Raw genomic sequence first — 26,141 nt, 5'->3', positions numbered from 1 at the left:
AGTATGAAAGTAAATCCAAGTTATATCGGTCGTTTGTTTACTGAGAATGAATTAACTGAAGAAGAACGTCAGTTGGCAGAGAAACTTCCAGCAATGAGAAAGGAGAAGGGGAAATTTTTCTGTCAACGTTGTAATAGTACTATTCTAGAAGAATGGTATTTACCTATCGGTGCTTACTATTGTCGGGAGTGCTTAATTATGAAGCGAGTTAGGAGTGATCAATCTTTATACTATTTCCCACAGGAGGATTTTCCGAAGCAAGATATTCTTAAATGGCGTGGTCAATTAACTCCTTTTCAAGAGAAGGTGTCAGAGGGACTGATTCAAGCAGTAGATAAGCAAGAACCAACCTTGGTTCATGCGGTAACAGGAGCAGGAAAGACAGAAATGATTTATCAAGTTGTAGCTAAGGTGATCAATGCGGGAGGTGCAGTATGTTTGGCCAGTCCTCGCATAGATGTTTGTTTGGAGCTATACAAGCGCCTGCAAGATGATTTTGCTTGTAAGATATCCCTGCTACACGGAGAATCAGAACCGTACTTCCGAACACCATTAGTTGTTGCGACAACTCATCAGTTATTGAAATTTTATCAAGCTTTTGATTTGCTGATAGTGGATGAAGTAGATGCCTTTCCTTATGTTGACAATCCTACGCTTTACCATGCTGTCAAGAATAGTGTAAAGGAGAATGGGTTGAGAATCTTTTTAACGGCGACTTCGACAGATGAGTTAGATAAGAAGGTTCGCATAGGAGAATTAAAACGATTGAGCTTGCCTAGACGATTTCATGGGAATCCTTTGATTATTCCTAAACCAGTTTGGTTATCGGATTTTAATCGCTATTTGGATAAGAATCGTTTGTCACCAAAGTTAAAGTCTTATATTGAGAAACAGAGAAAGACAGCTTATCCGTTACTCATTTTTGCATCAGAAATTAAGAAAGGGGAGCAGCTAAAAGAAATCTTACAGGAGCAATTTCCAAATGAGAAAATCGGATTTGTGTCTTCTGTAACAGAAAATCGATTAGAGCAAGTGCAAGCTTTTCGAGATGGAGAACTGACAATACTTATCAGTACGACAATCTTGGAACGAGGAGTTACCTTCCCTTGTGTGGATGTTTTTGTAGTAGAGGCCAACCATCGTCTGTTTACCAAGTCTAGTTTGATTCAGATTGGTGGACGAGTTGGACGAAGCATGGATAGACCGACAGGAGATTTGATTTTCTTTCATGACGGGTTAAATGCTTCAATCAAGAAGGCAATTAAGGAAATTCAGCAGATGAACAAGGAGGCAGGCTTATGAAGTGTTTGTTATGTGGGCAGACTATGAAGACTGTTTTAACTTTTAGTAGTCTCTTGCTTTTGAGGAATGATGACTCTTGTCTTTGTTCAGACTGTGATTCTACTTTTGAGAGAATTGGAGAAGAGCACTGTCCAAACTGTATGAAAATAGGACTGTCAACAAAGTGTCAAGATTGTCAATTTTGGTGTAAAGAAGGAGTTAAGGTCTACCATAGAGCGATTTTCACTTACAATCAAGCTATGAAAGATTTTTTCAGTCGATATAAGTTTGATGGGGACTTCCTTTTAAGAAAAGTTTTTTCTTCATTTTTAAGTGAGGAGTTGAAAAAGTACAAAGAGTATCAATTTGTAGTCATTCCATTAAGTAAGGAGAGATATGCTGACAGAGGATTTAATCAGGTTGAAGGTTTAGTTGAAGCAGCAGGTTTCAAGTATCTGGATTTATTAGATAAAAGAGAAGAGAGTGCTAGTTCTTCTAAAAGTCGTTCAGAACGCTTGGCAACAGAACTTCCTTTCTTTATTAAAAGTGGAGTTACTATTCCTAAAAAAATACTACTTATAGATGATATTTACACTACGGGAACAACTATAAATCGTGTGAAGAAACTGCTGGAAGAGGCAGGTGCAGAGGATGTAAAAACATTTTCCCTTGTAAGATGAGGAAAAAATTTGCAAAAACAAAATGAAAGCGTTATAATGAAATCAGAAAAACAAAAATGTTTAGAAAGAAGGTACTCATATGATTAAATATAGTATCCGTGGTGAAAACCTAGAAGTAACAGAAGCAATTCGTGATTATGTAGTTTCTAAACTCGAAAAGATCGAAAAGTATTTTCAAGCTGAGCAAGAGTTGGATGCTCGAGTTAACTTGAAGGTGTATCGTGAAAAAACTGCTAAAGTGGAAGTGACGATTCCGCTTGGCTCTATTACTCTTCGTGCAGAAGATGTGTCTCAAGATATGTATGGTTCAATTGACCTTGTAACCGATAAAATTGAACGTCAGATTCGTAAAAATAAAACAAAAATCGAGCGTAAAAATAAAAACAAGGTAGCAACTAGTCAATTATTTACAGATGCTTTGGTGGAAGATCCAAATGTTGTCCAGTCTAGAGTTGTTCGTTCAAAACAAATTGATTTAAAACCAATGGATTTGGAAGAAGCTATTCTACAGATGGATTTGTTGGGACATGATTTCTTTATCTATGTGGATGTTGAAGATCAAACAACCAATGTGATTTATCGTCGTGAGGATGGAGAAATTGGTCTGTTAGAGGTTAAAGAATCTTAATTAGAACATGTGTAAAGGTAGGTTTACTGATTTGTAAACCTCCTTTTTCTTATAATTGATAGAATTACTGATTACACTTTTAAAAAGTCGCTTTTTGGTGGTTATTATGGTATAATGGGTGCCAAGAGGTTTGGAATGAAAAAATTTTATGTAAGTCCTATTTTCCCCTTAATGTTAGGAATAGTGGCGTTCGGAGTGCTATCTGTGCAACTTGTTTTTGTAACGAATACACTGGTAACGCTATTTCTTTTGCTACTTATTTTGGGTTCATATATTTTATTATTCATTCATCAAAGAGAGTACTACTCAAGGAGTGAAGTAGAACAAATTCAGTATGTAAACCACCAAGCTGAAGATAGTTTGACAACCTTGTTAGAACAGATGCCTGTTGGAGTTATTAAATTAGACTTATCATCTGGTGAAGTTGAGTGGTTTAATCCTTATGCTGAATTGATCTTGACTAATGAAGTGGGCGAAATTGATGTGGCATTAATTCAAACAATTATCAAGGCTTCTGTGGGGAATCCAGGTTCTTATGCCACCTTGGGTGAGACTCGTTATTCGGTTCATATGGACAAGGTATCTGGAGTTCTTTATTTCTTTGATGTGTCTGGAGAATACGAAGCGACTGTTGAGTTAGCAACGAGTCGACCTGTGATTGGGATCGTTTCCGTTGACAACTACGATGATTTAGAGGATGAAACATCAGAGTCTGATATCAGTCATATTAACAGTTTTGTAGCTAATTTTGTTTCAGAATTTGCTGGGAAATATGCCATGTTCTCCCGTCGAGTGAGTATGGATCGTTTTTATCTGTTTACGGACTATACAGTACTTGAGGGACTAATGAATGATAAATTTTCTGTTATCGATGCTTTCAGAGAAGAGGCGAAACAGAGACAGTTGCCATTGACCTTAAGTATGGGTTTTTCTTATGGTGATGGAAATCATGATGAGATAGGGAAAGTTGCATTACTCAACTTGAACTTGGCTGAAGTACGTGGTGGCGACCAGGTGGTTGTCAAGGAGAATGACGAAACGAAAAATCCAGTTTATTTTGGTGGTGGGTCTGCTGCCTCAATCAAGCGTACACGGACTCGTACGCGTGCTATGATGACAGCTATTTCAGATAAGATTCGGAGTGTAGATCAGGTTTTTGTAGTTGGTCACAAAAATCTAGATATGGATGCTTTGGGATCTGCTGTAGGTATGCAGTTGTTTGCTAGTAATGTAACTGAAAATAGCTATGCTCTTTATGATGAAGATCAAATGTCTCCTGATATTGAACGAGCTGTTTCATTCTTAGAAAAAGAAGGAGTTACGAAGTTGTTGTCTGTCAAGGAGGCAATGGGGATGGTGACCAATCGTTCTTTGTTGATTCTTGTAGACCATTCAAAGACAGCTTTAACTTTATCGAAAGAATTTTATGATTTGTTTACACAGACCATCGTTATTGACCACCACAGAAGGGATCAGGATTTTCCTGATAATGCAGTTATCACTTATATCGAAAGTGGTGCAAGCAGTGCCAGTGAGTTGGTAACGGAATTGATTCAGTTCCAGAATTCTAAGAAAAATCGTCTGAGTCGTATGCAGGCCAGTGTTTTGATGGCTGGTATGATGCTGGATACTAAAAATTTCACCTCACGAGTGACTAGTCGGACATTTGATGTTGCTAGCTATCTCAGAACGAGAGGAAGTGATAGTATTGCTATCCAAGAAATAGCTGCGACAGATTTTGAAGAATATCGTGAGGTCAATGAACTTATTTTACAGGGGCGTAAATTAGGTTCAGATGTATTGATAGCAGAGGCTCAGGACTCGAAATGCTATGATACGGTTGTTATTAGTAAGGCAGCAGATGCCATGTTAGCTATGTCAGGTATTGAAGCGAGTTTTGTTCTTGCGAAGAATACACAAGGCTTTATCTCTATCTCAGCTCGAAGTCGTAGTAAACTAAATGTACAACGGATTATGGAAGAGTTAGGCGGTGGAGGCCACTTTAATTTAGCTGCAGCTCAAATTAAGGATTTAACCTTGTCAGAAGCAGGTGAAAAACTGACAGAAATTGTATTAAATGAAATAAAGGAAAAGGAGAAAGAAGAATGAAAGTAATCTTTTTAGCAGATGTTAAAGGAAAAGGTAAAAAAGGCGAAATTAAGGAAGTACCAACAGGGTATGCGCAAAACTTTCTTATCAAAAAGAATCTAGCCAAAGAAGCGACTGCTCAAGCGGTAGGTGAGCTTCGTGGTAAACAGAAATCTGAAGAAAAAGCTCACGCTGAGATGATTGCAGAAGCAAAAGCAATTAAAGCCCAACTTGAAGCAGAAGAAACTGTTGTAGAATTTGTTGAAAAAGTTGGTCCAGATGGCCGTACTTTTGGTTCTATTACCAATAAGAAAATCGCAGAAGAATTGCAAAAGCAATTTGGAATTAAGATTGATAAACGTCATATCCAAGTACAAGCTCCGATTCGAGCAGTTGGTTTGATTGATGTACCAGTGAAAATCTATCAAGATATCACAAGTGTCATCAATCTTCGTGTGAAAGAAGGATAAATTTACACCTTCTTGACAAGATTGTAAAAGGAAGGGAAGTCTGATGGCAGAAGTAGAAGAGTTACGAGTACAACCTCAAGATATCTTAGCTGAGCAATCCGTTTTGGGGGCTATCTTTATTGATGAGAGTAAGCTTGTTTTTGTGCGAGAATACATTGAGTCTCGAGACTTTTTTAAGTATGCCCATCGTTTGATTTTCCAAGCCATGGTTGATTTATCGGACCGTGGCGATGCTATAGATGCAACAACGGTTCGTACTATTCTTGATAATCAAGGTGACTTACAGAATATTGGTGGCTTGTCTTACCTGGTTGAGATTGTCAATTCTGTGCCAACTTCTGCCAATGCGGAGTACTATGCTAAGATTGTTGCAGAAAAAGCTATGTTACGGCGATTAATCGCAAAGTTGACAGAGTCTGTCAATCAAGCTTACGAGGCTTCTCAACCAGCTGATGAAATCATTGCTCAGGCAGAAAAAGGTCTGATTGATGTCAGTGAAAATGCCAATCGAAGCGGGTTTAAGAATATTCGAGATGTGTTGAACGTCAACTTTGGAAATCTGGAAGCTCGCTCGCAGCAAACGACCGATATTACAGGTATTGCGACGGGCTACCGTGATTTGGATCATATGACAACTGGTCTGCACGAGGAGGAGTTGATTATTCTAGCAGCTCGTCCAGCGGTTGGTAAGACAGCCTTTGCCTTGAACATTGCTCAGAATATTGGGACCAAGTTGGACAAAACGGTTGCTATCTTTTCGCTCGAAATGGGTGCGGAAAGTCTAGTGGATCGTATGCTTGCGGCAGAAGGGTTGGTAGAATCGCATTCTATCCGTACGGGTCAATTGACCGATGAGGAATGGCAAAAGTATACCATTGCTCAAGGGAATCTAGCGAATGCAAGTATCTATATCGATGATACGCCAGGGATTCGGATTACGGAAATTCGTTCACGTTCACGCAAACTGGCTCAAGAAACGGGTAATCTTGGTTTAATTTTGATAGATTACTTGCAGCTTATCACGGGAACCGGTCGAGAAAACCGCCAACAAGAAGTTTCAGAAATTTCACGTCAGTTGAAAATCCTAGCCAAGGAACTGAAAGTTCCCGTAATTGCTCTGAGTCAGCTATCTCGTGGTGTAGAACAACGTCAGGACAAGAGGCCAGTCTTGTCTGATATTCGTGAATCTGGGTCTATTGAGCAGGACGCTGATATCGTAGCCTTTCTTTATCGCGACGACTACTATGAGCGTGGTGGTGAAGAAGAGGAAGGCATACCAAATAATAAGGTAGAAGTTATTATCGAGAAAAACCGTAGTGGAGCTCGTGGAACGGTGGAATTAATTTTCCAAAAAGAATACAATAAATTTTCAAGTATATCAAAAAGGGAGGAAATAAGATGACAGATGCATTTACAGATGTAGCTAAGATGAAAAAAATTAAAGAGGAAATCAAGGCGCATGAGGGTCATGTAATCGAAATGACCTTGGAAAATGGGCGTAAGCGCCAAAAAAATAGATTGGGTAAGCTAATTGAAGTTTATCCATCCCTATTTATCGTGGAATTTGGGAACGTTGAAGGAGATAAACAAGCTAATGTTTATGTTGAGTCCTTTACTTACTCAGATATTCTTACAGAAAAGAATTTGATTCATTATCTTGACTAAAGTGAGAAATTTTCTCACTTTTTCTTTTTTCTCCGAATAATTTAAGTGAAGGCAATCTTCGATTTATACTCTTCGAAAATCTCTTCAAACCACGTCAGCTTCGCCTTGCCATACTCAAGTATAGCCTGCGTCTAGCTTCCTAGTTTGATCTTTAATTTTCATTGAGTACTATATTATTTTCAAGGAGGAAGAATGAAAATTTCACCATTTACAGTAACAGAGACAGGGTTTTCTTTTAGAAAATCAGTTAAAAAGGTTGTTCCTTTTTTAGTAGTAGGATTGATGCTAGCAGCGGGTGATAGTGTCTATGCCTATTCTGGAGGGAATGGATCAATTGCGCGTGGGGATGATTATCCTGCTCATTATAAAAATGGGAGTCAGGAGATTGACAAGTGGCGCATGTATTCTCGTCAGTGTACTTCTTTTGCAGCCTTTCGTTTGAGTAATGTCAATGGTTTTGAGATTCCGGCTGCTTATGGAAATGCGAATGAATGGGGCTATCGTGCTCGTCGTGAAGGCTATCGTGTAGATAATAGACCAGCTATTGGCTCTATTGCTTGGTCTACTGCAGGAACTTATGGTCATGTTGCCTGGGTATCAAATGTAATAGGAGATGAGATTGAGATTGAAGAATACAACTATGGAATAAGAGAATCTTATAACAAGCGCGTCGTGAAGGCCAATACTATGACTGGTTTTATTCATTTTAAAGATTTGGCTGGTGGCAGTGTTGGAAATAGTCAATCATCAACTTCAACAGGGGGAACACATTATTTTAAGACTAAGTCAGCTATCAAAAATCAGCCACTAGCTAGCGCAACTACGATTGATTACTATTATCCTGGGGAGAATGTTCATTATGATCAAATTCTCGAAAAAGATGGATACAAGTGGTTGAGTTATACGGCTTATAACGGAAGTCGTCGCTATATTCAGCTAGAGGGAGTGGCTTCGTCACAGAATTATCAGAATCAATCAGGAAATAGCTCTAACTATGGATCCAATAACAGTTCAACTGTTGGTTGGAAGAAAATAAATGGTAGTTGGTATCATTTCAAATCAAATGGCTCTAAATCAACAGGCTGGTTGAAGGATGGTTCTAGCTGGTATTATTTGAAATCATCTGGTGAAATGCAGACAGGATGGTTAAAGGAAAATGGAGTGTGGTATTATCTAGATAGTTCAGGGGCAATGAAAACAGGCTGGTATCAAGTTTCTGGTAAGTGGTATTATTCTTACTCATCAGGCGCCTTAGCTGTTAATACGACGGTGGATGGTTACAGAGTAAATAGTAATGGAGAACGAGTATAGAAAATGGGAGTAGGAAATTTTTCCTGCTCTTTTCTGTAAGCAGTTTCCTTGACTTTTTTTTTGTTTTGCGCTATCATATGTCCATATAATATATGGGAGTCTGTGTACAGTCTGAGAGGAAGTGTTAAACTTCGACCGCACCTGATCTGGGTAATGCCAGCGTAGGGAACGTTACTTAGTCTATTCTGCACCTTTTCCATATATGGTAAAGGTTTTTCTTTTTGTCAAAGGAAAATGAGAAGAGGAGGTTGTTATGAAAGCAAGCATTGCCTTGCAAGTTTTACCCCTATCACAGGGGATTGATCGGATAGCTGTTATCGATCAGGTTATTGCTTATCTGCAAGCTCAAGAAGTGACCATGGTAGTGACACCATTTGAAACGGTCTTGGAAGGGGAGTTTGATGAGCTCATGCGCATTCTCAAAGAAGCGCTGGAAGTGGCAGGGCAGGAGGCAGATAATGTCTTTGCCAATGTCAAAATAAATGTAGGAGAGATTTTAAGTATTGATGAGAAACTTGAAAAGTATACTGAGACGACACATTAGTCTATTGGGTTTTCTAGGAGTCTTGTCAATCTGGCAGTTAGCAGGTTTTCTTAAACTGCTCCCCAAGTTTATCCTGCCGACACCTCTTGAGATTCTCCAGGCCTTTGTTCGTGACAGAGAATTTCTCTGGCACCATAGCTGGGCCACCTTGAGAGTGGCTTTACTGGGGCTGGTTTTGGGAGTCTTGATTGCCTGTTTCATGGCTGTGCTTATGGACAGTTTGACGTGGCTTAATGACCTGATTTACCCTATGATGGTGGTCGTTCAGACTATTCCGACCATTGCAATAGCTCCTATTCTGGTCTTGTGGCTAGGTTATGGGATTTTGCCCAAGATTGTCTTGATTATCCTGACGACAACCTTTCCTATTATCGTCAGCATTCTGGACGGTTTTAGGCATTGTGATAAGGATATGCTGACCTTGTTTAGTCTGATGCGGGCTAAATCTTGGCAAATCCTGTGGCATTTTAAAATCCCTGTCAGTCTGCCCTACTTTTATGCAGGTCTGAGAGTCAGTGTCTCCTATGCCTTTATCACAACAGTGGTATCTGAGTGGTTGGGAGGCTTTGAAGGATTAGGTGTCTACATGATTCAGTCCAAGAAACTGTTTCAGTATGATACCATGTTCGCTATTATCATTCTGGTATCGATTATCAGCCTTCTTGGTATGAAATTGGTCGATATTAGTGAAAAATATGTTATTAAATGGAAACGTTCGTAGAAATAGAATGTTTCAAAAAAGAAAAGAGGAAATTAAAATGAAAAAAACATGGAAAGTGTTTTTAACGCTTGTGACAGCTCTTGTAGCTGTTGTGCTTGTAGCTTGTGGTCAAGGAACTGCTTCTAAGGACAATAAGGAGGCAGAACTCAAGAAGATTGACTTTATCCTAGACTGGACACCAAATACTAACCACACAGGACTTTATGTTGCCAAGGAAAAAGGCTATTTCAAGGAAGCTGGAGTGGATGTTGATTTGAAATTACCACCAGAAGAAAGTTCTTCTGATTTGGTTATCAATGGCAAGGCACCATTTGCAGTGTATTTCCAAGACTACATGGCTAAAAAATTGGAAAAAGGTGCAGGAATTACTGCCGTTGCAGCTATCGTTGAGCACAATACATCAGGAATTATTTCTCGTAAATCTGACAATGTAAGCAGTCCGAAGGACTTGGTTGGTAAGAAATACGGGACTTGGAATGACCCAACTGAACTTGCTATGTTGAAAACCTTGGTAGAATCACAAGGTGGGGACTTTGAGAAGGTTGAAAAAGTACCAAATAACGACTCAAACTCTATCACACCAATTGCTAATGGAGTATTTGACACTGCTTGGATTTACTACGGTTGGGATGGTATCCTTGCTAAATCTCAAGGCGTAGAGGCTAACTTTATGTACTTGAAAGACTACGTCAAGGAGTTTGACTACTACTCACCAGTTATCATCGCAAACAACGACTATCTGAAAGACAATAAAGAAGAAGCTCGTAAAGTCATCCAAGCTATCAAAAAAGGTTACCAATATGCTATGGAGCATCCAGAGGAAGCAGCAGATATCCTCATTAAGAATGCACCTGAACTTCAGGAAAAACGTGACTTTGTCATTGAATCTCAAAAATACTTGTCAAAAGAATACGCAAGCGACAAGGAAAAATGGGGTCAATTTGATGCAACTCGCTGGAATGCCTTCTACAAATGGGATAAAGAAAATGGTATCCTTAAAGAAGACTTGACAGACAAAGGCTTCACCAATGAATTTGTGAAATAATGACAGAAATAAGACTAGAACACGTTAGTTATGCCTATGGACAAGATAGGATTTTAGAGGATATCAATCTGAAAGTCACTTCAGGTGAAGTGGTTTCTATCTTAGGTCCAAGTGGTGTTGGAAAAACCACCCTCTTTAACCTAATCGCTGGGATTTTAGAAGTTCAGTCAGGGCGAATTGTTCTGGATGGTGAAGAAAATCCTAAGGGGCGCGTGAGTTATATGTTGCAAAAGGATCTACTCTTGGAGCACAAGACTGTGCTAGGCAATATTATTCTGCCCCTCTTGATTCAAAAAGTGGATAAGGCGGAAGCTATTGCCCGAGCGGATGAAATCCTTGCGACCTTCCAGTTGACAGCTGTACGGGACAAATATCCTCACGAACTCAGTGGAGGGATGCGTCAGCGTGTGGCCTTGCTCAGGACCTACCTTTTCGGTCACAAGCTCTTTCTCTTGGATGAGGCCTTTAGCGCTTTGGATGAGATGACCAAGATGGAACTCCATGCTTGGTACCTTGAGATTCACAGGCAGTTGCAACTAACGACCCTGATCATCACGCATAGTATCGAAGAGGCCCTTAATCTCAGCGACCGCATCTATATTCTGAAAAACCGCCCTGGGCAGATTGTTTCAGAGATTAAACTAGATTGGTCTGAAGATGAGGACAAGGAAGTCCAAAAGATTGCCTATAAACGTCAAATCTTGGCAGAATTAGGCTTAGATAAGTAAAAAAATAGGGAGTTGGTGAAGATTATCCTTTACCAGCGCCCTTTTTCTTTTAAAAATGAGAAAATTTCGGTATAATAGTCAAAGATAGTCAAGGTTCTAAGAGAGAGGTGGGTTTGTAATGAGATTTAAAAATACATCGGATCATATTGAGGCCTACATCAAGGCGATTTTAGATCAATCTGGTATTGTAGAGTTGCAGCGGAGTCAGTTGGCAGATACTTTTCAGGTTGTTCCTAGTCAGATTAACTACGTGATCAAGACACGATTTACGGAAAGTAGAGGCTACTTGGTTGAAAGTAAGCGTGGTGGAGGAGGCTACATTCGTATAGGACGAATTGAGTTTTCTAGTCATCATGAAATGCTCCGAGAGCTGCTTTATTCGATTGGTGAGCGAGTCAGTCAAGAAATTTATGAGGATATTCTGCAGCTTTTGGTTGAGCAGGAATTGATGACTAAGCAAGAGATGAATTTGCTACTAGCAGTAGCTGTGGATCGCGTTTTAGGAGAAGAAGCTCCAGTTGTTCGTGCTAATATGCTACGACAGGTCATACAAGAAGTAGATAGAAAAGGGAAGTAAGATGAACTATTCAAAAGCATTGAATGAATGTATCGAAAGTGCCTACATGGTTGCTGGCCATTTTGGAGCTCGTTATCTAGAGTCATGGCATTTGTTGATTGCCATGTCCAATCACAGTTATAGTGTGGCAGGGGCGACTTTAAATGATTATCCATATGAGATGGACCGTTTAGAAGAGGTCGCTTTGGAACTGACTGAAACGGAATATAGCCAGGATGAAACCTTTACGGAGTTGCCGTTCTCCCATCGTTTGCAGGTTCTCTTTGATGAAGCAGAATATGTAGCGTCAGTGGTCCATGCTAAGGTGCTAGGGACGGAGCACGTCCTCTATGCGATTTTGCATGATGGCAATGCCTTGGCGACTCGTATCTTGGAGAGGGCTGGTTTTTCTTATGAAGACAAGAAAGATCAGGTCAAGATTGCTGCCCTTCGTCGAAATCTGGAAGAACATGCAGGCTGGACTCGTGAAGATCTCAAGGCTTTACGCCAACGCCATCGTACAGTAGCTGATAAGCAAAATTCTATGGCTAACATGATGGGCATGCCCCAGACTCCGAGTGGTGGTCTCGAGGACTATACGCATGATTTGACAGAGCAAGCGCGTTCTGGCAAGTTAGAACCAGTCATCGGTCGGGATAAGGAAATCTCGCGTATGATTCAAATCTTGAGCCGGAAGACTAAGAATAATCCTGTCTTGGTTGGGGATGCTGGTGTCGGGAAAACAGCCTTGGCGCTTGGGCTCGCTCAGCGTATTGCTAGTGGTGATGTACCTGCGGAAATGGCTAAGATGCGCGTGTTAGAGCTTGATTTGATGAATGTCGTGGCAGGGACACGCTTCCGTGGTGACTTTGAAGAACGCATGAATAATATCATCAAGGATATTGAAGAAGATGGCCAAGTCATCCTCTTTATCGATGAACTTCATACCATCATGGGTTCTGGTAGTGGAATTGACTCAACTCTGGATGCGGCCAATATCTTGAAGCCAGCCTTGGCGCGTGGAACTTTGAGAACGGTTGGTGCGACCACTCAGGAAGAATACCAAAAACATATCGAAAAAGATGCAGCCCTTTCTCGTCGTTTCGCCAAAGTGACGATTGAAGAACCAAGTGTGGCAGACAGCATGACCATCTTGCAAGGTTTGAAAGCTACTTATGAGAAACATCACCGTGTACAAATCACAGATGAAGCGGTTGAAACAGCGGTTAAGATGGCCCATCGTTACTTGACTAGTCGTCACTTGCCAGACTCTGCTATTGATCTCTTGGATGAAGCAGCAGCAACAGTGCAAAATAAGTCAAAGCATGTAAAAGCAGACGATTCTGGCTTGAGTTCAGCTGACAAGGCCCTGATGGATGGCAAGTGGAAACAGGCAGCCCAGCTAATCGCAAAAGAAGAGGAAGTGCCTGTCTATAAAGACTTAGTGACAGAGTCTGATATTTTGACCACTTTGAGTCGCTTGTCAGGTATTCCAGTCCAAAAACTGACTCAGACTGACGCTAAGAAATACCTGAATTTGGAAGCTGAATTGCACAAACGTGTCATCGGTCAAGATCAAGCTGTTTCAAGTATTAGCCGTGCCATTCGCCGTAATCAGTCAGGAATTCGCAGTCACAAACGTCCGATTGGTTCCTTTATGTTCCTAGGGCCCACAGGTGTCGGTAAGACCGAATTGGCCAAGGCTCTGGCAGAAGTCCTCTTTGATGACGAATCTGCTCTTATCCGCTTTGATATGAGTGAGTATATGGAGAAATTCGCAGCCAGCCGTCTCAACGGAGCTCCTCCAGGTTATGTGGGCTACGAAGAAGGTGGGGAGTTGACCGAGAAAGTTCGCAACAAACCATACTCTGTTCTCCTCTTTGACGAGGTAGAAAAAGCCCACCCAGACATCTTTAATGTCCTATTACAGGTCTTAGATGATGGTGTCTTGACAGATAGCAAGGGGCGCAAGGTTGACTTTTCAAATACCATTGTTATCATGACGTCAAACCTTGGTGCGACAGCCCTTCGTGATGATAAGACAGTTGGTTTTGGGGCTAAGGATATTCGTTTTGACCAGGAGAATATGGAAAAACGCATGTTCGAAGAGCTGAAAAAGGCTTATAGACCTGAGTTTATCAACCGTATTGATGAAAAGGTGGTCTTCCATAGCCTGTCTAGCGACCATATGCAGGAAGTGGTGAAGATTATGGTTAAACCTTTAGTGGTAAGTTTGGCTGAAAAAGGTATTGACTTGAAATTACAAGCTTCCGCACTGAAATTGTTGGCAAATAAAGGATATGATCCAGAGATGGGAGCTCGCCCACTTCGCAGAACCCTGCAAACAGAAGTGGAAGACAAGTTGGCAGAACTTTTTCTCAAGGGAGAATTAGTGGCAGGCAGCACACTTAAGATTGGTGTTAAAGCAGGCCAATTGAAATTTGATATTGCATAAAAATGGAGAATCAGGAGCAATCTTGATTCTCTTTTTTGCTAGTTTTTTATAAACAATAATAAAAAACTATTGACAAAACAAAAATATAGTTTATAATAAAAACACAGATAACAAAAATATCAAAAATCATAAAAAGGTTACACGTTTATGAAAAAGAAAACAGCAGTGGTATTTGGAACCTTTGCTCCGCTTCATCAGGGGCATATCGATCTGATCCAGCGTGCGAAGCGGCGGTGTGATCAGGTTTGGGTAGTCGTTTCAGGCTACGAGGGAGACCGAGGGGAGCAGGTAGGTTTAACGCTTCAAAAAAGATTTCGTTATATTCGAGAGGCTTTTCGGGATGATGAGTTAACCTCTGTCTGCAAGTTAGATGAAACCAATCTTCCCCGTTACCCTATGGGCTGGCAGGAGTGGTTGAATCAGATGTTAGCAGAGATTTCCTATGATGAAAACCAGCAAGAACTAATCTTCTTTGTGGGAGAAGCAAACTACCAGCAAGAATTATCTAATCGTGGCTTTGAGACTGTCTTGCAAGAAAGAAAGTTTGGTATTTCAGCGACTATGATTCGAGACAATCCAAGCAAATATTGGAAATACATCGCTCAACCCTTCCGTCGTCAGTTTACCAAGAAAGTGTTGATTATGGGAAGTGCCAGTAATGGGAAGACCACTCTAGCCAAAGATTTGGCCAGATATTATGATGCGCCCGTCAGTCTGGAATACGCGCGTGAGTACCAGATTAAAAATAACGTCCGTGATGATGAATTGACTCCAAAGGATTACTATTATCTGCTCTTGGGGCAGTACGACCAGACCTCAAAGTTAATCGATAGCAATGCCAATAGGGGACTGGTGATAGCAGACACCAACTCCTTAGTAACCAAGGGCTACTATGATTATTACATGGAGACTGAGGATCGAGGGGACTTATCGGGAGAGACTTTTGATAATCTCTTTGCCTCGATCTTGTCTAAGGAAAAATGGGACTTGATTCTCTTTGTGCAACCTGTCGGTTCCTATGTCAATGACGGATTTAGAGATATGACCATGGCAGAAGACCATATTCGTCATAGTTTTTCCCAGCATTTGGACCAGATGAGAGAGCGATATTTAACCACCATTCCACTAGTTTATCTAGCTGAGGATTACCTAGGCAATTATGAAGCAGCAAAAGTGGCTATAGATGCCATTTACCAAGCAGATTAGGAGAAAAATATGAAAAAACTAACTGAAAAAATCACACAATTTATCGAAAACTTTAGAAATGTCCATGCGGAAGCCCGCAAGATCGGTTTTGCAGGAATCATGAACCTGCTCTGGAAAGATCTTTTTGTCGGCCGTAGCCTCTTCCAGTGGTTGTATCTTATCGTCCTGTCAAGTGTTCCCTTGATCTTGGAATTCACGCAAAATACAGAAAGTCATGACTGGATGAGCTTGTTTGCCTCTTGGACTGGGATTGTCTGTGTTATCTTGGTAGCAGAAGGGCGTGCAAGCAATTATCTCTTTGGGGCTATTAACTCAGCTATCTATTTGATTTTGGCTATGAATGCGACTTTTTATGGTGAAGTTTTGACGACCGTTTACTTCTTTGTCATGCAGCCGATTGGTCTCTATGCTTGGCTGTCCAATCGTATTAATGATCAAGGAAAAGTAGAAGAATCTCACTTTGAAGCTAAGAAATTATCTGTGCTTGACTGGTTCAAGTACTTGGCCTTGACTGCTATCATCTGGATTGGTATGGGCTTAGCTTACCAAAGTATCCATAGTGCTCGCCCTTTCCGTGATAGTGTTACCGATGCGACTAATGGTGTTGGTCAGCTCTTGATGACACGTCTCTACCGTGAGCAATGGATTTTCTGGATTGCAACGAATCTCTTTAGTATCTATCTCTGGTGGGGTGAAAATATCCATATCCAAGGGATGTACTGGGTTTACACACTTAATAGTCTAGTGGGTTGGTACCAATGGACCAAGGCAGTTCGTAAGGAGGCATAAAATGACGGACACGATGATTCCAGCAGGGATGACGGAAAAAGAATATTATGAAATCCATGCCAGTCAGGAGGAGTTTTTGGATTGGTACTACAAGCAGGAACTCCCTCAATACGAAAAACCAAGTGTGACGGTGGATATGGTGGCCTACTGCTTTGTCGAAGGAAAAATCAAGCTCTTGCTAATCCGTCGCAAGGCTCACCCTTATCAAAACTGTTTGGCCTTGGTTGGAGGCTTTATGGATAAGGGAGAAGATGCTGCACATGCCTGTCAGCGCGAAGTGAGAGAAGAAGTCAATCTCGAACTTCCTTTAGAAAAAATCGAGCAATTGATGACTGTATCGACTCCTGGGCGTGACCCCCGGGGCTGGACAGTGACCATTGCCCATTTGGTTTATCTTCCTAGTCGTGCTTTAGACCTCGTTCAGGCAGGTGACGATGCCAAGGATGTCGTTTTTGTAGATGTGGATTTCCAGACTGGTAAATGCTACCTAGAGGGAGTGGATCTGGAGGAGCAAGCCTTCGCTTTTGACCATTATGCCATTATCCAAGAATCCATCAAACGAATCCAAGGACGCCTCGACTGGAACCCGACCTTCCTCTATCTGCTAGAGGAGGAGTTCACTGTCTACGAAGGGACTGAACTGGTCAATCTCATCAACCCAGGTCGACCAATCGTCAGCAATAACTTTCTCGTAAAATACGGCGAATATGTAGAAGAAGTCGGACTCAAACGAGTGCCTAAAAAGAAACCAAGAAAAACCTATCGATTGAAATAAAAAACGAGGTCGGGAAAAGTTCCTGACCTCTTTATCTACTATCATGAGATGGTTTTGTGTTGTGGCTATCTTTCTTATGATTGCTCAACATGTGAGTAAAAAAGTCTTTGTATCGATACTTGAGATAGTTCTCATGTAAAAATAACAAAGCGATATAAACAATCATAAAGATTGTAGTCAGATAGACGACATCAAATGCAGTTCGCGCATAGTAAGTGGCTGATTGATAAGAACTAATAGCTCCCAAAATCAACCAAGGAAGATACTTGAAATACTTATTTAGCATAAGAATGCATCTCCTATATTCTATTTCAATGTTATTATATTCATTTGTACTTAAAAATGCAAGCGATTACACAAAATAAATTCAAATTTTTAATAGAAAAATCTCCTGTTTTTCTGTTTTATTACGAATAGAAGAGTAGGAGGAATAAATGTATCTAAAGTATTTAAGATTTTTAAAATAGTTTAGATAAATTGTTGACATATTTAAACCCAAATGTTACAATTATATTACAAAAAGATTTCTTAATATTTCAAAAACATTACAAAGGAGTAGGGAAATGAAAAAGAAAACCTATATCAAATTAATGGCAGCGACTGTATTGGCTTCTACCTTGCTATTGGGAGCTTGTGGAAATAAAAAGGAAACCACTCAAGCAAGCAGTTCTGTTAAGACAAGCCAATCATCAAATTCTAAAGCAGTTTCTTCTAGCCAAGACAGCAAGACTCAGAAGTCCTCAAGTTCAGCTTCATCTGAAAAGGCCAAGGCGTCTACTGACCAGTCTTCAGCAACTGCGACACCATCACAAGCGGCACCTGCACCAGAGCAAAGACAAGGTCAAGAGGTGTCTAATCAACAAGTAGCTAGTCAACAAACTCCTGTTCAGGCTTCTTCAACTCAACAGGCTCCTCAAGCTCAGTCTAATCAATCAAGCTATGATTCTACAACTGACCGCAAACTTCAAGACAAGCAAGCAGAGCAAAATAAACGCTACAAGGGTGTTTTAACCATGGTAGATGGTGATTTCTCAGCTGCAGCGGGCAATTGGAAGGGAGCCAATGGTGAAACCATTACAGTTTCATCAGGAGGTCAATTTACAGTAGAATCTGCTGATGGAAAGAAAGAAAACTACTCTATCAGAGGCTATTCTTATACTCTTGATGATGGTAAGTATAATGCCAAAATCGGTGGAGGAAAAATCATCCAAATTACAACAGGAGCGGATGGCAAGGTTTCCAGTGTTGCTTTGAATCAATAATAACGTTCAGTATTTGAATTTTTACAATCAAAAACCCGTCAACTTTAAGAGAGTTACGGGTTTTAAACTTTTAATCCTTATCCAACTGCAAGAGAGATTCAATCTCTGCCAGAGTGCTAGCTTGTGAAATGGCTCCACGGAGTTTGGCAGCGCCAGATGTTCCACGGAGGTAGTGAGGAGCGAGGCCACGGAACTCACGAACTGCGACATTTTCCCCTTTGAGGTTAATCAAGCGTTTCAAGTGCTCGTAGGCGATTTTCATCTTATCTTCAAAGGTCAAATCATGGAGGATTTCTCCTATTTCAAAGTAATGGTTGATTTGGTTGAAGAGGTAAGGATTTCCCATGGTAGAAGATTGTATCAGTTATATATCGAAAGAAAAAAGAATAAATTTAACTATAAAACCTGTCTTATTGAATGAAAAAATGGTAGAATAAACATCAATATCAAGTGAAATATGGAGTGCTACAAACAATGAAGTCAAAAATGTTTCGATTTTCTTTGATTTTGTTATTTATTTTCTTTTTTTATTTTTCATTTTCAATATTTAACCGAACGTATAGTGGAATCACCGTAGATAAACATGAGAATGAGTGGATAGTTAGACAAGTCCATAATCTGGGAAGCTTTGCAAATCATCAAGAGATAATAGGGTCATCTATTATACAAATAGACGGTCAGAGTCCAGATAGTAATTTCTTATTATCTCGATTTTTAATTGTTGAACCGCTTCATTCTGTGACAGTGTTAGATAGAGGAATTTCAAAGAATTTAATAATAGAATCTGGGAAATCAAGCCAAATTATCTTTCTTGTTTTATCAATCATTGCTTTTCTGATTCTACTGTTATTTCGCTTATACATAAAAGGGAGAAGTAGAGGAAAAACTGGAAAACGATATTTTTATTTTATTATTTATACTAGTCTGATGTTATTATCGATTATTCCATCAAGTATAGGAGATGTATTTGGTCGTAGTCTATTAATTTCATACTTGACTTTATTTCCATTATTCATGGATATTTTCATTAGAGTGTTAGTCCTGAAGATAAAAGGTTCAACCATTTCTAACTTTTTTCGTATTATACTGGGCTATTCACTCATAACTCAACTTTTGTATGTTTATAATCTTATACAGCCCATTGATTTTTTAACCATCTTTTTTTCTAGGGGAGTATTTTATTTAGTATTTTTCTTTTTAGTTATCCTACTGTTAAAGATGCTTATAAATTACTATCAGAGAAGAGAAATGTTGCCAATTCATACTTTATTTTTAGCAGGTCTTGCCTTATTTCCTTTATTTTTTGGATATATTTTTCCGATTGGTAAGGAAGTTTCGTTTATTTATAGTATTCCTCTATTGTTGCTTATTTTGTTCTCTATTGTGAATAACTTGATACTAGAACGACTGATATATGTTGCTTGGAAGTGGAATCCATTCATATATAACTTGATATTTGCCGTTTTTTTTACTAGTCTAATTATTCTTTTTAGTCTGCTATTAAGAGAATTTTCTCCAATTTTTTTCGTTCTTTACACTTTTCTTTTTTCGCTAGCTTTGTTACCTGAAATAAGGAAAATGATGTTGATTAGCCATAAAATGGAGGGAATCTTTAGTAGTTTTCATACTTTTGTAGCTACTGAATTGGAGAGGGAAGAAATTGCAACGTTTATACATGATACTACAATTCAGAAGGTTATTTATTATAAAAAGCAGTTAGAAATTAGTGAACAAATTAATAGGGGAGCTTTATTAGAGATGTTGGATGATATTGTCTTTGAATTAAGAGATTTATGTTCCAATATCTATCCTTTAATGGTGCATGAATTAGGGTTGAAAGAATCTATTACTAGCATATTAAATCAATTCATGAAGATGGAAACTGTTTCGATTATGACAACTTTTTCAATAGATGAAGAAAAAGTTAATGATAAAGTGGGCACGTTTGTATTAAGGACAGTTAAAGAACTAGTAAATAATAGTATTCTTCATGGGAATGCTAGAGAAATTACTGTAGATTTATCTACAAAAGAAAAGATTTTATCAATTGAAGTTATAGATGATGGTATTTTTAAGGGAAACTATCAGTCTAATGAACATCATTTTGGTTTAAATAGAATTGTAGAGAAGGTTCATTTACTGGGGGGAACTGTTCAGATAAATATAGAACCTACAAGTGTGAAGATACGGATACCTATAGAAGGGAAGAAAAATGATTCGTTTGGTTTTGATTGATGATCACAGTTTAGTATTACAAGGATTGGAGAACTATTTTTTAAAGGAAGATGATTTTAAAATTGTTGGGTCCTATACAGAAGTAGCAGATTTACTTCTCTGTCTCAAGCATGAGAAGGTAGATGTGCTAGTCATGGATTTTATGTTGAAAGGAGTAACGGCATTTGATGTTATTAGTCAAATAAATAGATTTCTGAATACAGTTCCCAAGATAGTTCTTTTATCAGGATTTTATGACACTTTGTTACATAAGAGAGCGATGGATTTTGGGATTCAAGCTTTTTTACCCAAAGAAAGTTCTTATTTGGATGTTAAAAGTGCAATTTATGCTGTTTATAAGGGAAATCACCTTATCCCAGATGGTTTGTTAGAAAAGCAAGAAAATAATCTATTGACTGACACGGAGTTAAGTGTATTGGAACTGATTGTAAAAGAATATTCTAATGAAAAGATAGCAAATAGTTTATTTGTCAGCAGGAGAACAGTAGATACCCATGTTTCAAATATTTGTTCAAAGTTGGGAGTGACGAGTAGAGTTGGAGCTGTACGTGAGGCTATTCGATTAAATCTAGTATCTTTATAATTTTATCCTAAAAAGGCAAGAAGGTTTTCGTAAATTACGGATTCTTTCTTGTCTTTTTTTGTTTAAGATAGAGTCAGTTTAAAAGATTGGAGAAGTATATGCTAACAGTAGATTATTTACTTGGAGACAATAAAAATCGTTATTTTGGCAGAGGGTATAAGAGGACGACTTATGAAGTTAATACTCTTCGAAAATCTCTTCAAACTACGTCAGCGTCGCCTTGCCGTATATAGGTTACTGACTTCGTCAGTTCTATCTACAACCTCAAAGCAGTGCTTTGAGCAGCCTGCGGCTAGCTTCCTAGTTTGCTCTTTGATTTTCATTGAGTATAAGTTGAAAAATATTTTGGAAGGGGTTGGGTCTCTTCATCAAGAAGGTTTGTGGTCTAGTAAACAATCTGAAATCATACAGCAGCACCTGAGTACATTAGATGGAATAGTATTAGCTCATTTATTTGGAAGTGAAATACTGAAAAGAATGGGAGTGAGCTTAAATCAGTATAGGTTAAGCCGTTTTGAGATAAAGTCAGGGATAAAAGCTATAGAAGAATTGGTAAATTTAAAATTAGAATTACAAAATTTCAAAATGACGAACCAAGTGATTGAATTTGATTGCTTGGTAATGGATATGAAAGTTTGTTTAGGCTATCAATTATTAGAATGTATGGAAAATGTAGTTGCTATAGGAGAACAAGGTAGAGATTTTTTATCAACGCATTTAAGAGATAGACAACATGATATATACGATGTTGAGTTTTCAGATAGTAGTATATCTTGTAAAGCAGAACAAGTATTGATCAAAGATATTGAATATAGTGGTGTAGGTAGTCTAGAACAGAATTATTATAGTTTGTTAGAGCTTCTGATTATTTTTTCTCAAATGGCAGAGATGTTAGCCTACCATATCGAAGAGATATCTCGAGAGGAGAGCAATACCATGTGGATGAAGCAAGTAAGTGCAGACTTGGATTCACCAATTTTGAACGGAGTAGTGGAGCTTAGTGGTAGTGTTTCAAAAAATAGATTGTTAAAAATTAGAGAAGAACATTGGAAAGTCTACGAAATGTCTGGGTATGATGTAGATCATAAGGTAGTCTTTAAAAGTAAAATAGCTCAAAAATTACCTGATGGAGGGGGGCAGTAATGGGAAATAGAGAATTGAGGTTAGTCATATCAGGTACTTATTCTACGGGTAAGACAACAACTGCTACAGCTCTTTCGATTGCAACGGGACTTCCCTTAATCGATGTTTTATCTGCGAGGGAAATTTTGACAGATTTATATCCTGGAAGAAGATTTCAGGATATGTCATCAACTGAGTTAATGGCACTGGGGTTAAAGCGTTTTGAGGAGAGAATTCGTACAGAAGGAATTTTATACAAGGAGCATGGAAATTTTCTATCAGATGGGTCAGTATTGAATGAATGGATTTACGGGACTGTTCGAATGAGGGTAGGAATTAACCCAGGATCAGCATTCATTCATCGATTGATGAAATCTATTTTAGGTCTTCCTGGTCGAACATTTTTCAAAAAATATTTGACGGCTTATGGAGTTGTCTCTAAGAATCATGCGAAATTGTGGTATACAGATGTTGTTCATTTACCAGTAGAGTTTGCAATGGATCCAGATGGGCATAGACCAGTATCTGAAGAGTATCGAAATTTATCAGATGAGGAATTATATGAAGCTTATAGGAATTTGGGTCTGACACCTTATTGTGTCAAAGGTAGTCAGAAAGAACGGTTAAATCAGATCATTCAACATTATGAGTTGCCAATAGTTGTTCCAGTAGATGAGGCTATTTCCTTAGCTGAAAAGGTTATACGAGAAAACAGGGAAGCAGTATCTAAACGTATCATAGAGCAGTATGAAGAGCCTACATTAAAGGAAAAAATAAAATTTATGACAAGATATTAGGAGTATGTATGATTCAGTTTCAAAATATTAGTAAGATTTATAAGGTGGGGGAGCAAGAAGTTCGTGCTTTAGATCAAGTTAGTTTTTCCATTGAGAAAGGGAAATTTACAGTTATTTTAGGTCCATCAGGTTCAGGGAAAAGTACGTTACTAAATTTACTTGGTGGGATGGATCGTGCGACATCGGGAACCTTTATATTTGATGAGGAACTAGTAACAAAGTTTACGGACAAGGAATTATCTGCTTATCGAAAAGATAAGATTGGTTTTGTTTTTCAATTTTATAATTTAGTTCCAAGTTTAACAGCCAAGGAGAATATAGGTATTGCAGCCAATTTAGTGAAAAACAATAAAGAAATTGATATGTATTTAGATCAAGTTGGTTTACTTCATAGAAAAAATAATTTTCCTAATCAACTTTCTGGAGGTGAAATGCAACGTGTATCAATTGCAAGGGCATTGGCTAAAGAGCCTAGTCTATTATTGTGTGATGAACCTACAGGAGCGTTAGATTCAAAGACAGGCGATAGTATTTTAACTTTATTGAAGGAAGTTTCTAGAAATGGGAATGCTGCAGTTGTAATGGTTACACATAATAGAGAGTTTGCTAAATTTGCAGATCGAGTTATATATTTGAAAGATGGAAGTATTGAAAAAATAGAGAATAATGAAGAGGTGCTGGGATGAGGTATCTTCATATAAAATTATTAAGAGATCTTCGGCAAAATTGGCAACAATTTTTCTCTGTTTTTCTGATGTCTCTATTAAGTGTATTAATCTTTGTAGGGCTACAAGGAGCTTGGCATGGACTTGAAAAGAGTCTAGAGAGTTATTTGAAACAATCTGAACTTCCTGTTGTTTGGGTTCAAGCGAGACAAATTGATGAATCAAAAATCAAGCAGGTTGAACTCTTATCTTCTGTTGAAAAAGTTGTTAGTAAAAAGAAAGGATTTGCGAATATTGTTCGTTTAGACAAGACTGACGGACGAATCAATCTTGAAACGATTACAGATAATCAACTGGTTACAGTGACAGAAGGAAGTCCTTTTTTTGAAGGAAAACAAGATTCGATTTGGATTGATGGGAATTATGCGAAGAAGAATCATTTACAGATTGGAGATTCAATTTCTATTTCATCAAGGGGGAAGCAGATAGATTTAGAAATTGTAGGATTTGTTCAGGCGACAGATAAGATTTATTTTACAGGTAGCATGGAATATATAGCTCCAAATCCTGACAATGATGCCTATGGTTATATTGCAGATAATGAAATTGCAAAAGGAATTCTGGGTTTATCGTCAGATAATGTCTTAGAAATTTACGGTTCTAAGGTGGATTTGCGAGGAGATTTAGAGTCTATTTTTGGGGGCGATTTAGTTTCTTATCAAGATCAAAAAAGTTTAACTGAAATATCAGAAGCTACCGATCGAGTTGGGCAAATTAGGAATTTATCTTACTTATTTTCTTTTATCTTTATTTTGTTAGCTATTTTGGCTATGTTTACAACCATTCAGCGTTTGATTGATGGTCAAACAAAAGAGATTGCTGTATTAAAGGCTTTAGGTTTTTCAAATCAGGCTATCAGTTTACATTATATTTTATTTGGCTTAGTAGTCAGTTTATTAGGAAGTTTCGCAGGCTTTGCTATTTCTCCCTTGATGTCATGGTTTGTACTAGAAACTCAAAAGTCAATGTTTACACTTCCAAATTGGCAAATCTCTTATTCATCTTCATCAATAGTCGTTGGTATTGTAGTCATTATTATTTGTGTTTTAGCTGCCTATTTAGCTTCTAGAGAGTCAGCTAGAGGCTTACCAGCAATATTTTTAAGAGGCAAAGAAAAACTTGCTAAATCTGTCTTTGTGGAAAGATTTTCCTCTATCTGGCAACGAATTTCTTATCCTTCTAGATGGGCAATTCGTGATGCCTCGTTTAATCGTATTCGAGTTTTGATGGGAATCGTGGGAGTTGCAGGAAGTATGATGTTACTGATTGCTGGAATTGGTATGCCTGTGTCCATGAATCATCTTGTTGATAAGGCATACAATGAAGATTTTTCTTATTCAAAACGACTGACCGTAGCGGATTATACATCTTCTAAGTCTAGATATGGTGGGCAAGGTGTACAAATTTCACAGGCACATTTTAATCCAGATGATGGCTACAACCGTTTATTGATTATATTTGATGATGGAGATATGATCCAAGCAAAAACAGAGAGTGCTGATTCTTTGAAAGATGATGGTTTGTATGTAACTAGATCATTTGCCCGTTTAGCAGGTATTAAAGTCGGAGATTTTTTAACTGTAACTCCTTATCAAGATGGTCATACTTACAAGTTTGAAGTAAAAGGGATTGTCACAAGTGAAACCAATCAAGGGGCTTATCTTCCTGCTAGAGTCTTTGAAAAAGCAGGGGGAGATTTTACTCCACATATTTTATTAGTTGGGTCAGAGGTGGACCAAGATACTATTAAGCAAGACAAAGGTGTTCTATCTGTCATTGAAAAAGGGAGCCAAGAAAAAAATGCCTATGATTTTGTAGCTAGTTTGATGAGTGTATTTCTAATGATTATTGGCTTTGCTTTATTACTTGTTATTATTGTTCTCTATAATCTGGGCTCTTTAAACTTTGTAGAGAGAATGAGAGACTATGCTACATTGCAAGTATTAGGATTTTCTAATCAATATCTACAGATGGTGACTCTTTTTGAGACTATACTAACTACCTTTATTGGGTGGCTAGTAGGAATTCCTTTAGGCATATGGTTTTTGAAAGAATATGTGGCAACATTTTCGACGATTCGAATTGAGTATACCGCTTATGTCAGTATGTATGTCCTTGCTTTTGCTACGTTATTGGTTTGGTTTACATCTTTAGGGACTGCTTATTTTATTAGTCTTCGTATGAGAAAGATTGACATGATTAGTGCTCTAAAGGGGGTAGACTAGTATGGTCAGTTCTGAGTGCATCTATAGACATTTATGAATAATTGTTAATCATCAGTTCTAATACTCAATGAAAATCAAAGAGCAAACTAGGAAGCTAGCCGCAGGCTGTACTTGAGTACGGTAAGGCGATGCTGACGTGGTTTGAATTTGATTTTCGAAGAGTATAAGGTCCAAATTTACCTATTTGTGTTTCGGTTCACTACATTACTGTATTCAAAATCCGTCAGCTCAATAAGAGTTGACGGATTAT

25 protein-coding genes, 1 pseudogene and 1 riboswitch are annotated in these 26,141 nt (G+C 38.5%); of the genes and pseudogenes, 24 read left to right on the top strand and 2 right to left on the bottom strand.

Translation table 11 applies throughout. The annotated features are described in order from the left end of the window. Positions 1-3: 3 nt before the first annotated feature. The 17 genes from D8787_RS01420 (at position 4) to D8787_RS01340 (ending at position 16,942) form a co-directional block, all read left to right on the top strand. The gene (locus D8787_RS01420; RefSeq protein ID WP_125420314.1) at positions 4-1,302 is read left to right on the top strand and encodes a DEAD/DEAH box helicase; all 1,299 of its coding nucleotides are present in this window, start codon (positions 4-6) and stop codon (positions 1,300-1,302) included. Next, the gene (locus tag D8787_RS01415; RefSeq protein ID WP_102211457.1) at positions 1,299-1,961 is read left to right on the top strand and encodes a ComF family protein; all 663 of its coding nucleotides are present in this window, start codon (positions 1,299-1,301) and stop codon (positions 1,959-1,961) included. Before D8787_RS01420 ends, D8787_RS01415 begins: the two co-directional genes overlap by 4 nt. Positions 1,962-2,040: 79 nt before the next feature. Beyond that, positions 2,041-2,589 carry a ribosome hibernation-promoting factor, HPF/YfiA family gene (hpf, locus tag D8787_RS01410; RefSeq protein ID WP_000599100.1) on the top strand — a complete coding sequence of 183 codons (549 nt, stop codon included), beginning with the start codon at positions 2,041-2,043 and terminating at the stop codon, positions 2,587-2,589. Between the two features lie 135 nt (positions 2,590-2,724). Then, positions 2,725-4,698, top strand: coding sequence for a DHH family phosphoesterase (locus D8787_RS01405; RefSeq protein WP_125420312.1), 1,974 nt, complete (start codon positions 2,725-2,727; stop codon positions 4,696-4,698). Then, on the top strand, positions 4,695-5,147 hold the full coding sequence (rplI, locus tag D8787_RS01400) for a 50S ribosomal protein L9 (protein WP_000864214.1): 453 nt from the start codon (positions 4,695-4,697) through the stop codon (positions 5,145-5,147). The genes D8787_RS01405 and rplI overlap by 4 nt, the downstream gene beginning before the upstream one ends. A gap of 43 nt (positions 5,148-5,190) precedes the next feature. Beyond that, positions 5,191-6,549 (top strand): replicative DNA helicase, encoded by a 1,359-nt coding sequence (gene dnaB / locus D8787_RS01395; RefSeq protein WP_000852491.1) that lies wholly within the window; start codon positions 5,191-5,193, stop codon positions 6,547-6,549. Next, positions 6,546-6,812: a Veg family protein gene (locus tag D8787_RS01390; RefSeq protein ID WP_000128619.1), complete on the top strand. Its 267-nt coding sequence runs from the start codon at positions 6,546-6,548 to the stop codon at positions 6,810-6,812. Before dnaB ends, D8787_RS01390 begins: the two co-directional genes overlap by 4 nt. Positions 6,813-7,004: 192 nt before the next feature. Next, positions 7,005-8,123: a choline binding-anchored murein hydrolase CbpD gene (cbpD, locus tag D8787_RS01385; protein WP_125420310.1), complete on the top strand. Its 1,119-nt coding sequence runs from the start codon at positions 7,005-7,007 to the stop codon at positions 8,121-8,123. An 82-nt stretch (positions 8,124-8,205) separates the two neighbouring features. Further along, positions 8,206-8,308: riboswitch (TPP riboswitch) on the top strand. 68 nt (positions 8,309-8,376) lie between these two features. Then, on the top strand, positions 8,377-8,667 hold the full coding sequence (locus tag D8787_RS01380; protein ID WP_004235758.1) for a thiamine-binding protein: 291 nt from the start codon (positions 8,377-8,379) through the stop codon (positions 8,665-8,667). Beyond that, a complete protein-coding gene (locus D8787_RS01375; protein WP_185776726.1) occupies positions 8,630-9,388 on the top strand; it encodes an ABC transporter permease in 759 nt (252 codons plus the stop codon). The genes D8787_RS01380 and D8787_RS01375 overlap by 38 nt, the downstream gene beginning before the upstream one ends. A gap of 37 nt (positions 9,389-9,425) precedes the next feature. Continuing rightward, complete coding sequence (locus D8787_RS01370; RefSeq protein WP_125420306.1) at positions 9,426-10,433, top strand: ABC transporter substrate-binding protein; 1,008 nt, start codon at positions 9,426-9,428, stop codon at positions 10,431-10,433. Then, the gene (locus tag D8787_RS01365) at positions 10,433-11,161 is read left to right on the top strand and encodes an ABC transporter ATP-binding protein (RefSeq protein ID WP_125420304.1); all 729 of its coding nucleotides are present in this window, start codon (positions 10,433-10,435) and stop codon (positions 11,159-11,161) included. Before D8787_RS01370 ends, D8787_RS01365 begins: the two co-directional genes overlap by 1 nt. 118 nt (positions 11,162-11,279) lie before the next feature. Then, the gene (locus D8787_RS01360) at positions 11,280-11,738 is read left to right on the top strand and encodes a CtsR family transcriptional regulator (protein WP_125420302.1); all 459 of its coding nucleotides are present in this window, start codon (positions 11,280-11,282) and stop codon (positions 11,736-11,738) included. A gap of 1 nt (position 11,739) precedes the next feature. Continuing rightward, positions 11,740-14,172, top strand: coding sequence for an ATP-dependent Clp protease ATP-binding subunit (locus tag D8787_RS01355; RefSeq protein ID WP_125420300.1), 2,433 nt, complete (start codon positions 11,740-11,742; stop codon positions 14,170-14,172). Between the two features lie 147 nt (positions 14,173-14,319). After that, positions 14,320-15,378 (top strand): AAA family ATPase, encoded by a 1,059-nt coding sequence (locus tag D8787_RS01350; RefSeq protein ID WP_125420298.1) that lies wholly within the window; start codon positions 14,320-14,322, stop codon positions 15,376-15,378. Between the two features lie 9 nt (positions 15,379-15,387). Beyond that, positions 15,388-16,167, top strand: coding sequence for a nicotinamide riboside transporter PnuC (gene pnuC, locus D8787_RS01345; RefSeq protein WP_125420296.1), 780 nt, complete (start codon positions 15,388-15,390; stop codon positions 16,165-16,167). A 1-nt stretch (position 16,168) separates the two neighbouring features. After that, entirely contained in the window at positions 16,169-16,942 is a 774-nt protein-coding gene (locus D8787_RS01340) for an NUDIX domain-containing protein (RefSeq protein WP_125420294.1), read from the top strand. Between the two features lie 31 nt (positions 16,943-16,973). Here the strand turns inward: D8787_RS01340 and D8787_RS01335 are convergent, their stop codons facing one another. Beyond that, positions 16,974-17,228 (bottom strand): hypothetical protein, encoded by a 255-nt coding sequence (locus tag D8787_RS01335; protein WP_125420292.1) that lies wholly within the window; start codon positions 17,226-17,228, stop codon positions 16,974-16,976. A gap of 277 nt (positions 17,229-17,505) precedes the next feature. On the opposite strand from D8787_RS01335, the gene D8787_RS01330 reads away from it, so the two are divergent. Next, a complete protein-coding gene (locus D8787_RS01330; RefSeq protein WP_125420290.1) occupies positions 17,506-18,204 on the top strand; it encodes a hypothetical protein in 699 nt (232 codons plus the stop codon). Positions 18,205-18,274: 70 nt separating this feature from the next. Here the strand turns inward: D8787_RS01330 and D8787_RS01325 are convergent. After that, a pseudogene (locus D8787_RS01325) lies at positions 18,275-18,556 on the bottom strand (tRNA-dihydrouridine synthase); the annotation flags it as partial. Between the two features lie 122 nt (positions 18,557-18,678). Here D8787_RS01325 and D8787_RS01320 point away from each other — a divergent pair. From D8787_RS01320 to D8787_RS01290, 6 genes are all read left to right on the top strand, one after another. Further along, positions 18,679-20,439 carry a sensor histidine kinase gene (locus tag D8787_RS01320; RefSeq protein WP_125420288.1) on the top strand — a complete coding sequence of 587 codons (1,761 nt, stop codon included), beginning with the start codon at positions 18,679-18,681 and terminating at the stop codon, positions 20,437-20,439. Beyond that, on the top strand, positions 20,417-21,022 hold the full coding sequence (locus tag D8787_RS01315; RefSeq protein ID WP_125420286.1) for a response regulator transcription factor: 606 nt from the start codon (positions 20,417-20,419) through the stop codon (positions 21,020-21,022). The genes D8787_RS01320 and D8787_RS01315 overlap by 23 nt, the downstream gene beginning before the upstream one ends. A gap of 171 nt (positions 21,023-21,193) precedes the next feature. Further along, complete coding sequence (locus D8787_RS01305) at positions 21,194-22,165, top strand: AvrD family protein (protein ID WP_125420282.1); 972 nt, start codon at positions 21,194-21,196, stop codon at positions 22,163-22,165. Next, positions 22,165-22,941: an AAA family ATPase gene (locus D8787_RS01300; protein WP_125420280.1), complete on the top strand. Its 777-nt coding sequence runs from the start codon at positions 22,165-22,167 to the stop codon at positions 22,939-22,941. Before D8787_RS01305 ends, D8787_RS01300 begins: the two co-directional genes overlap by 1 nt. 8 nt (positions 22,942-22,949) lie before the next feature. Beyond that, positions 22,950-23,627 carry an ABC transporter ATP-binding protein gene (locus tag D8787_RS01295; protein ID WP_000614114.1) on the top strand — a complete coding sequence of 226 codons (678 nt, stop codon included), beginning with the start codon at positions 22,950-22,952 and terminating at the stop codon, positions 23,625-23,627. 146 nt (positions 23,628-23,773) lie between these two features. Then, positions 23,774-25,891, top strand: coding sequence for an ABC transporter permease (locus tag D8787_RS01290; RefSeq protein ID WP_260471367.1), 2,118 nt, complete (start codon positions 23,774-23,776; stop codon positions 25,889-25,891). Positions 25,892-26,141 lie beyond the last annotated feature (250 nt).

The sequence above is a fragment of the Streptococcus mitis genome (assembly GCF_003944325.1).
GTDB lineage: Bacteria > Bacillota > Bacilli > Lactobacillales > Streptococcaceae > Streptococcus > Streptococcus mitis_CW.
This window is presented reverse-complemented; position numbering and strand designations above follow the sequence as displayed.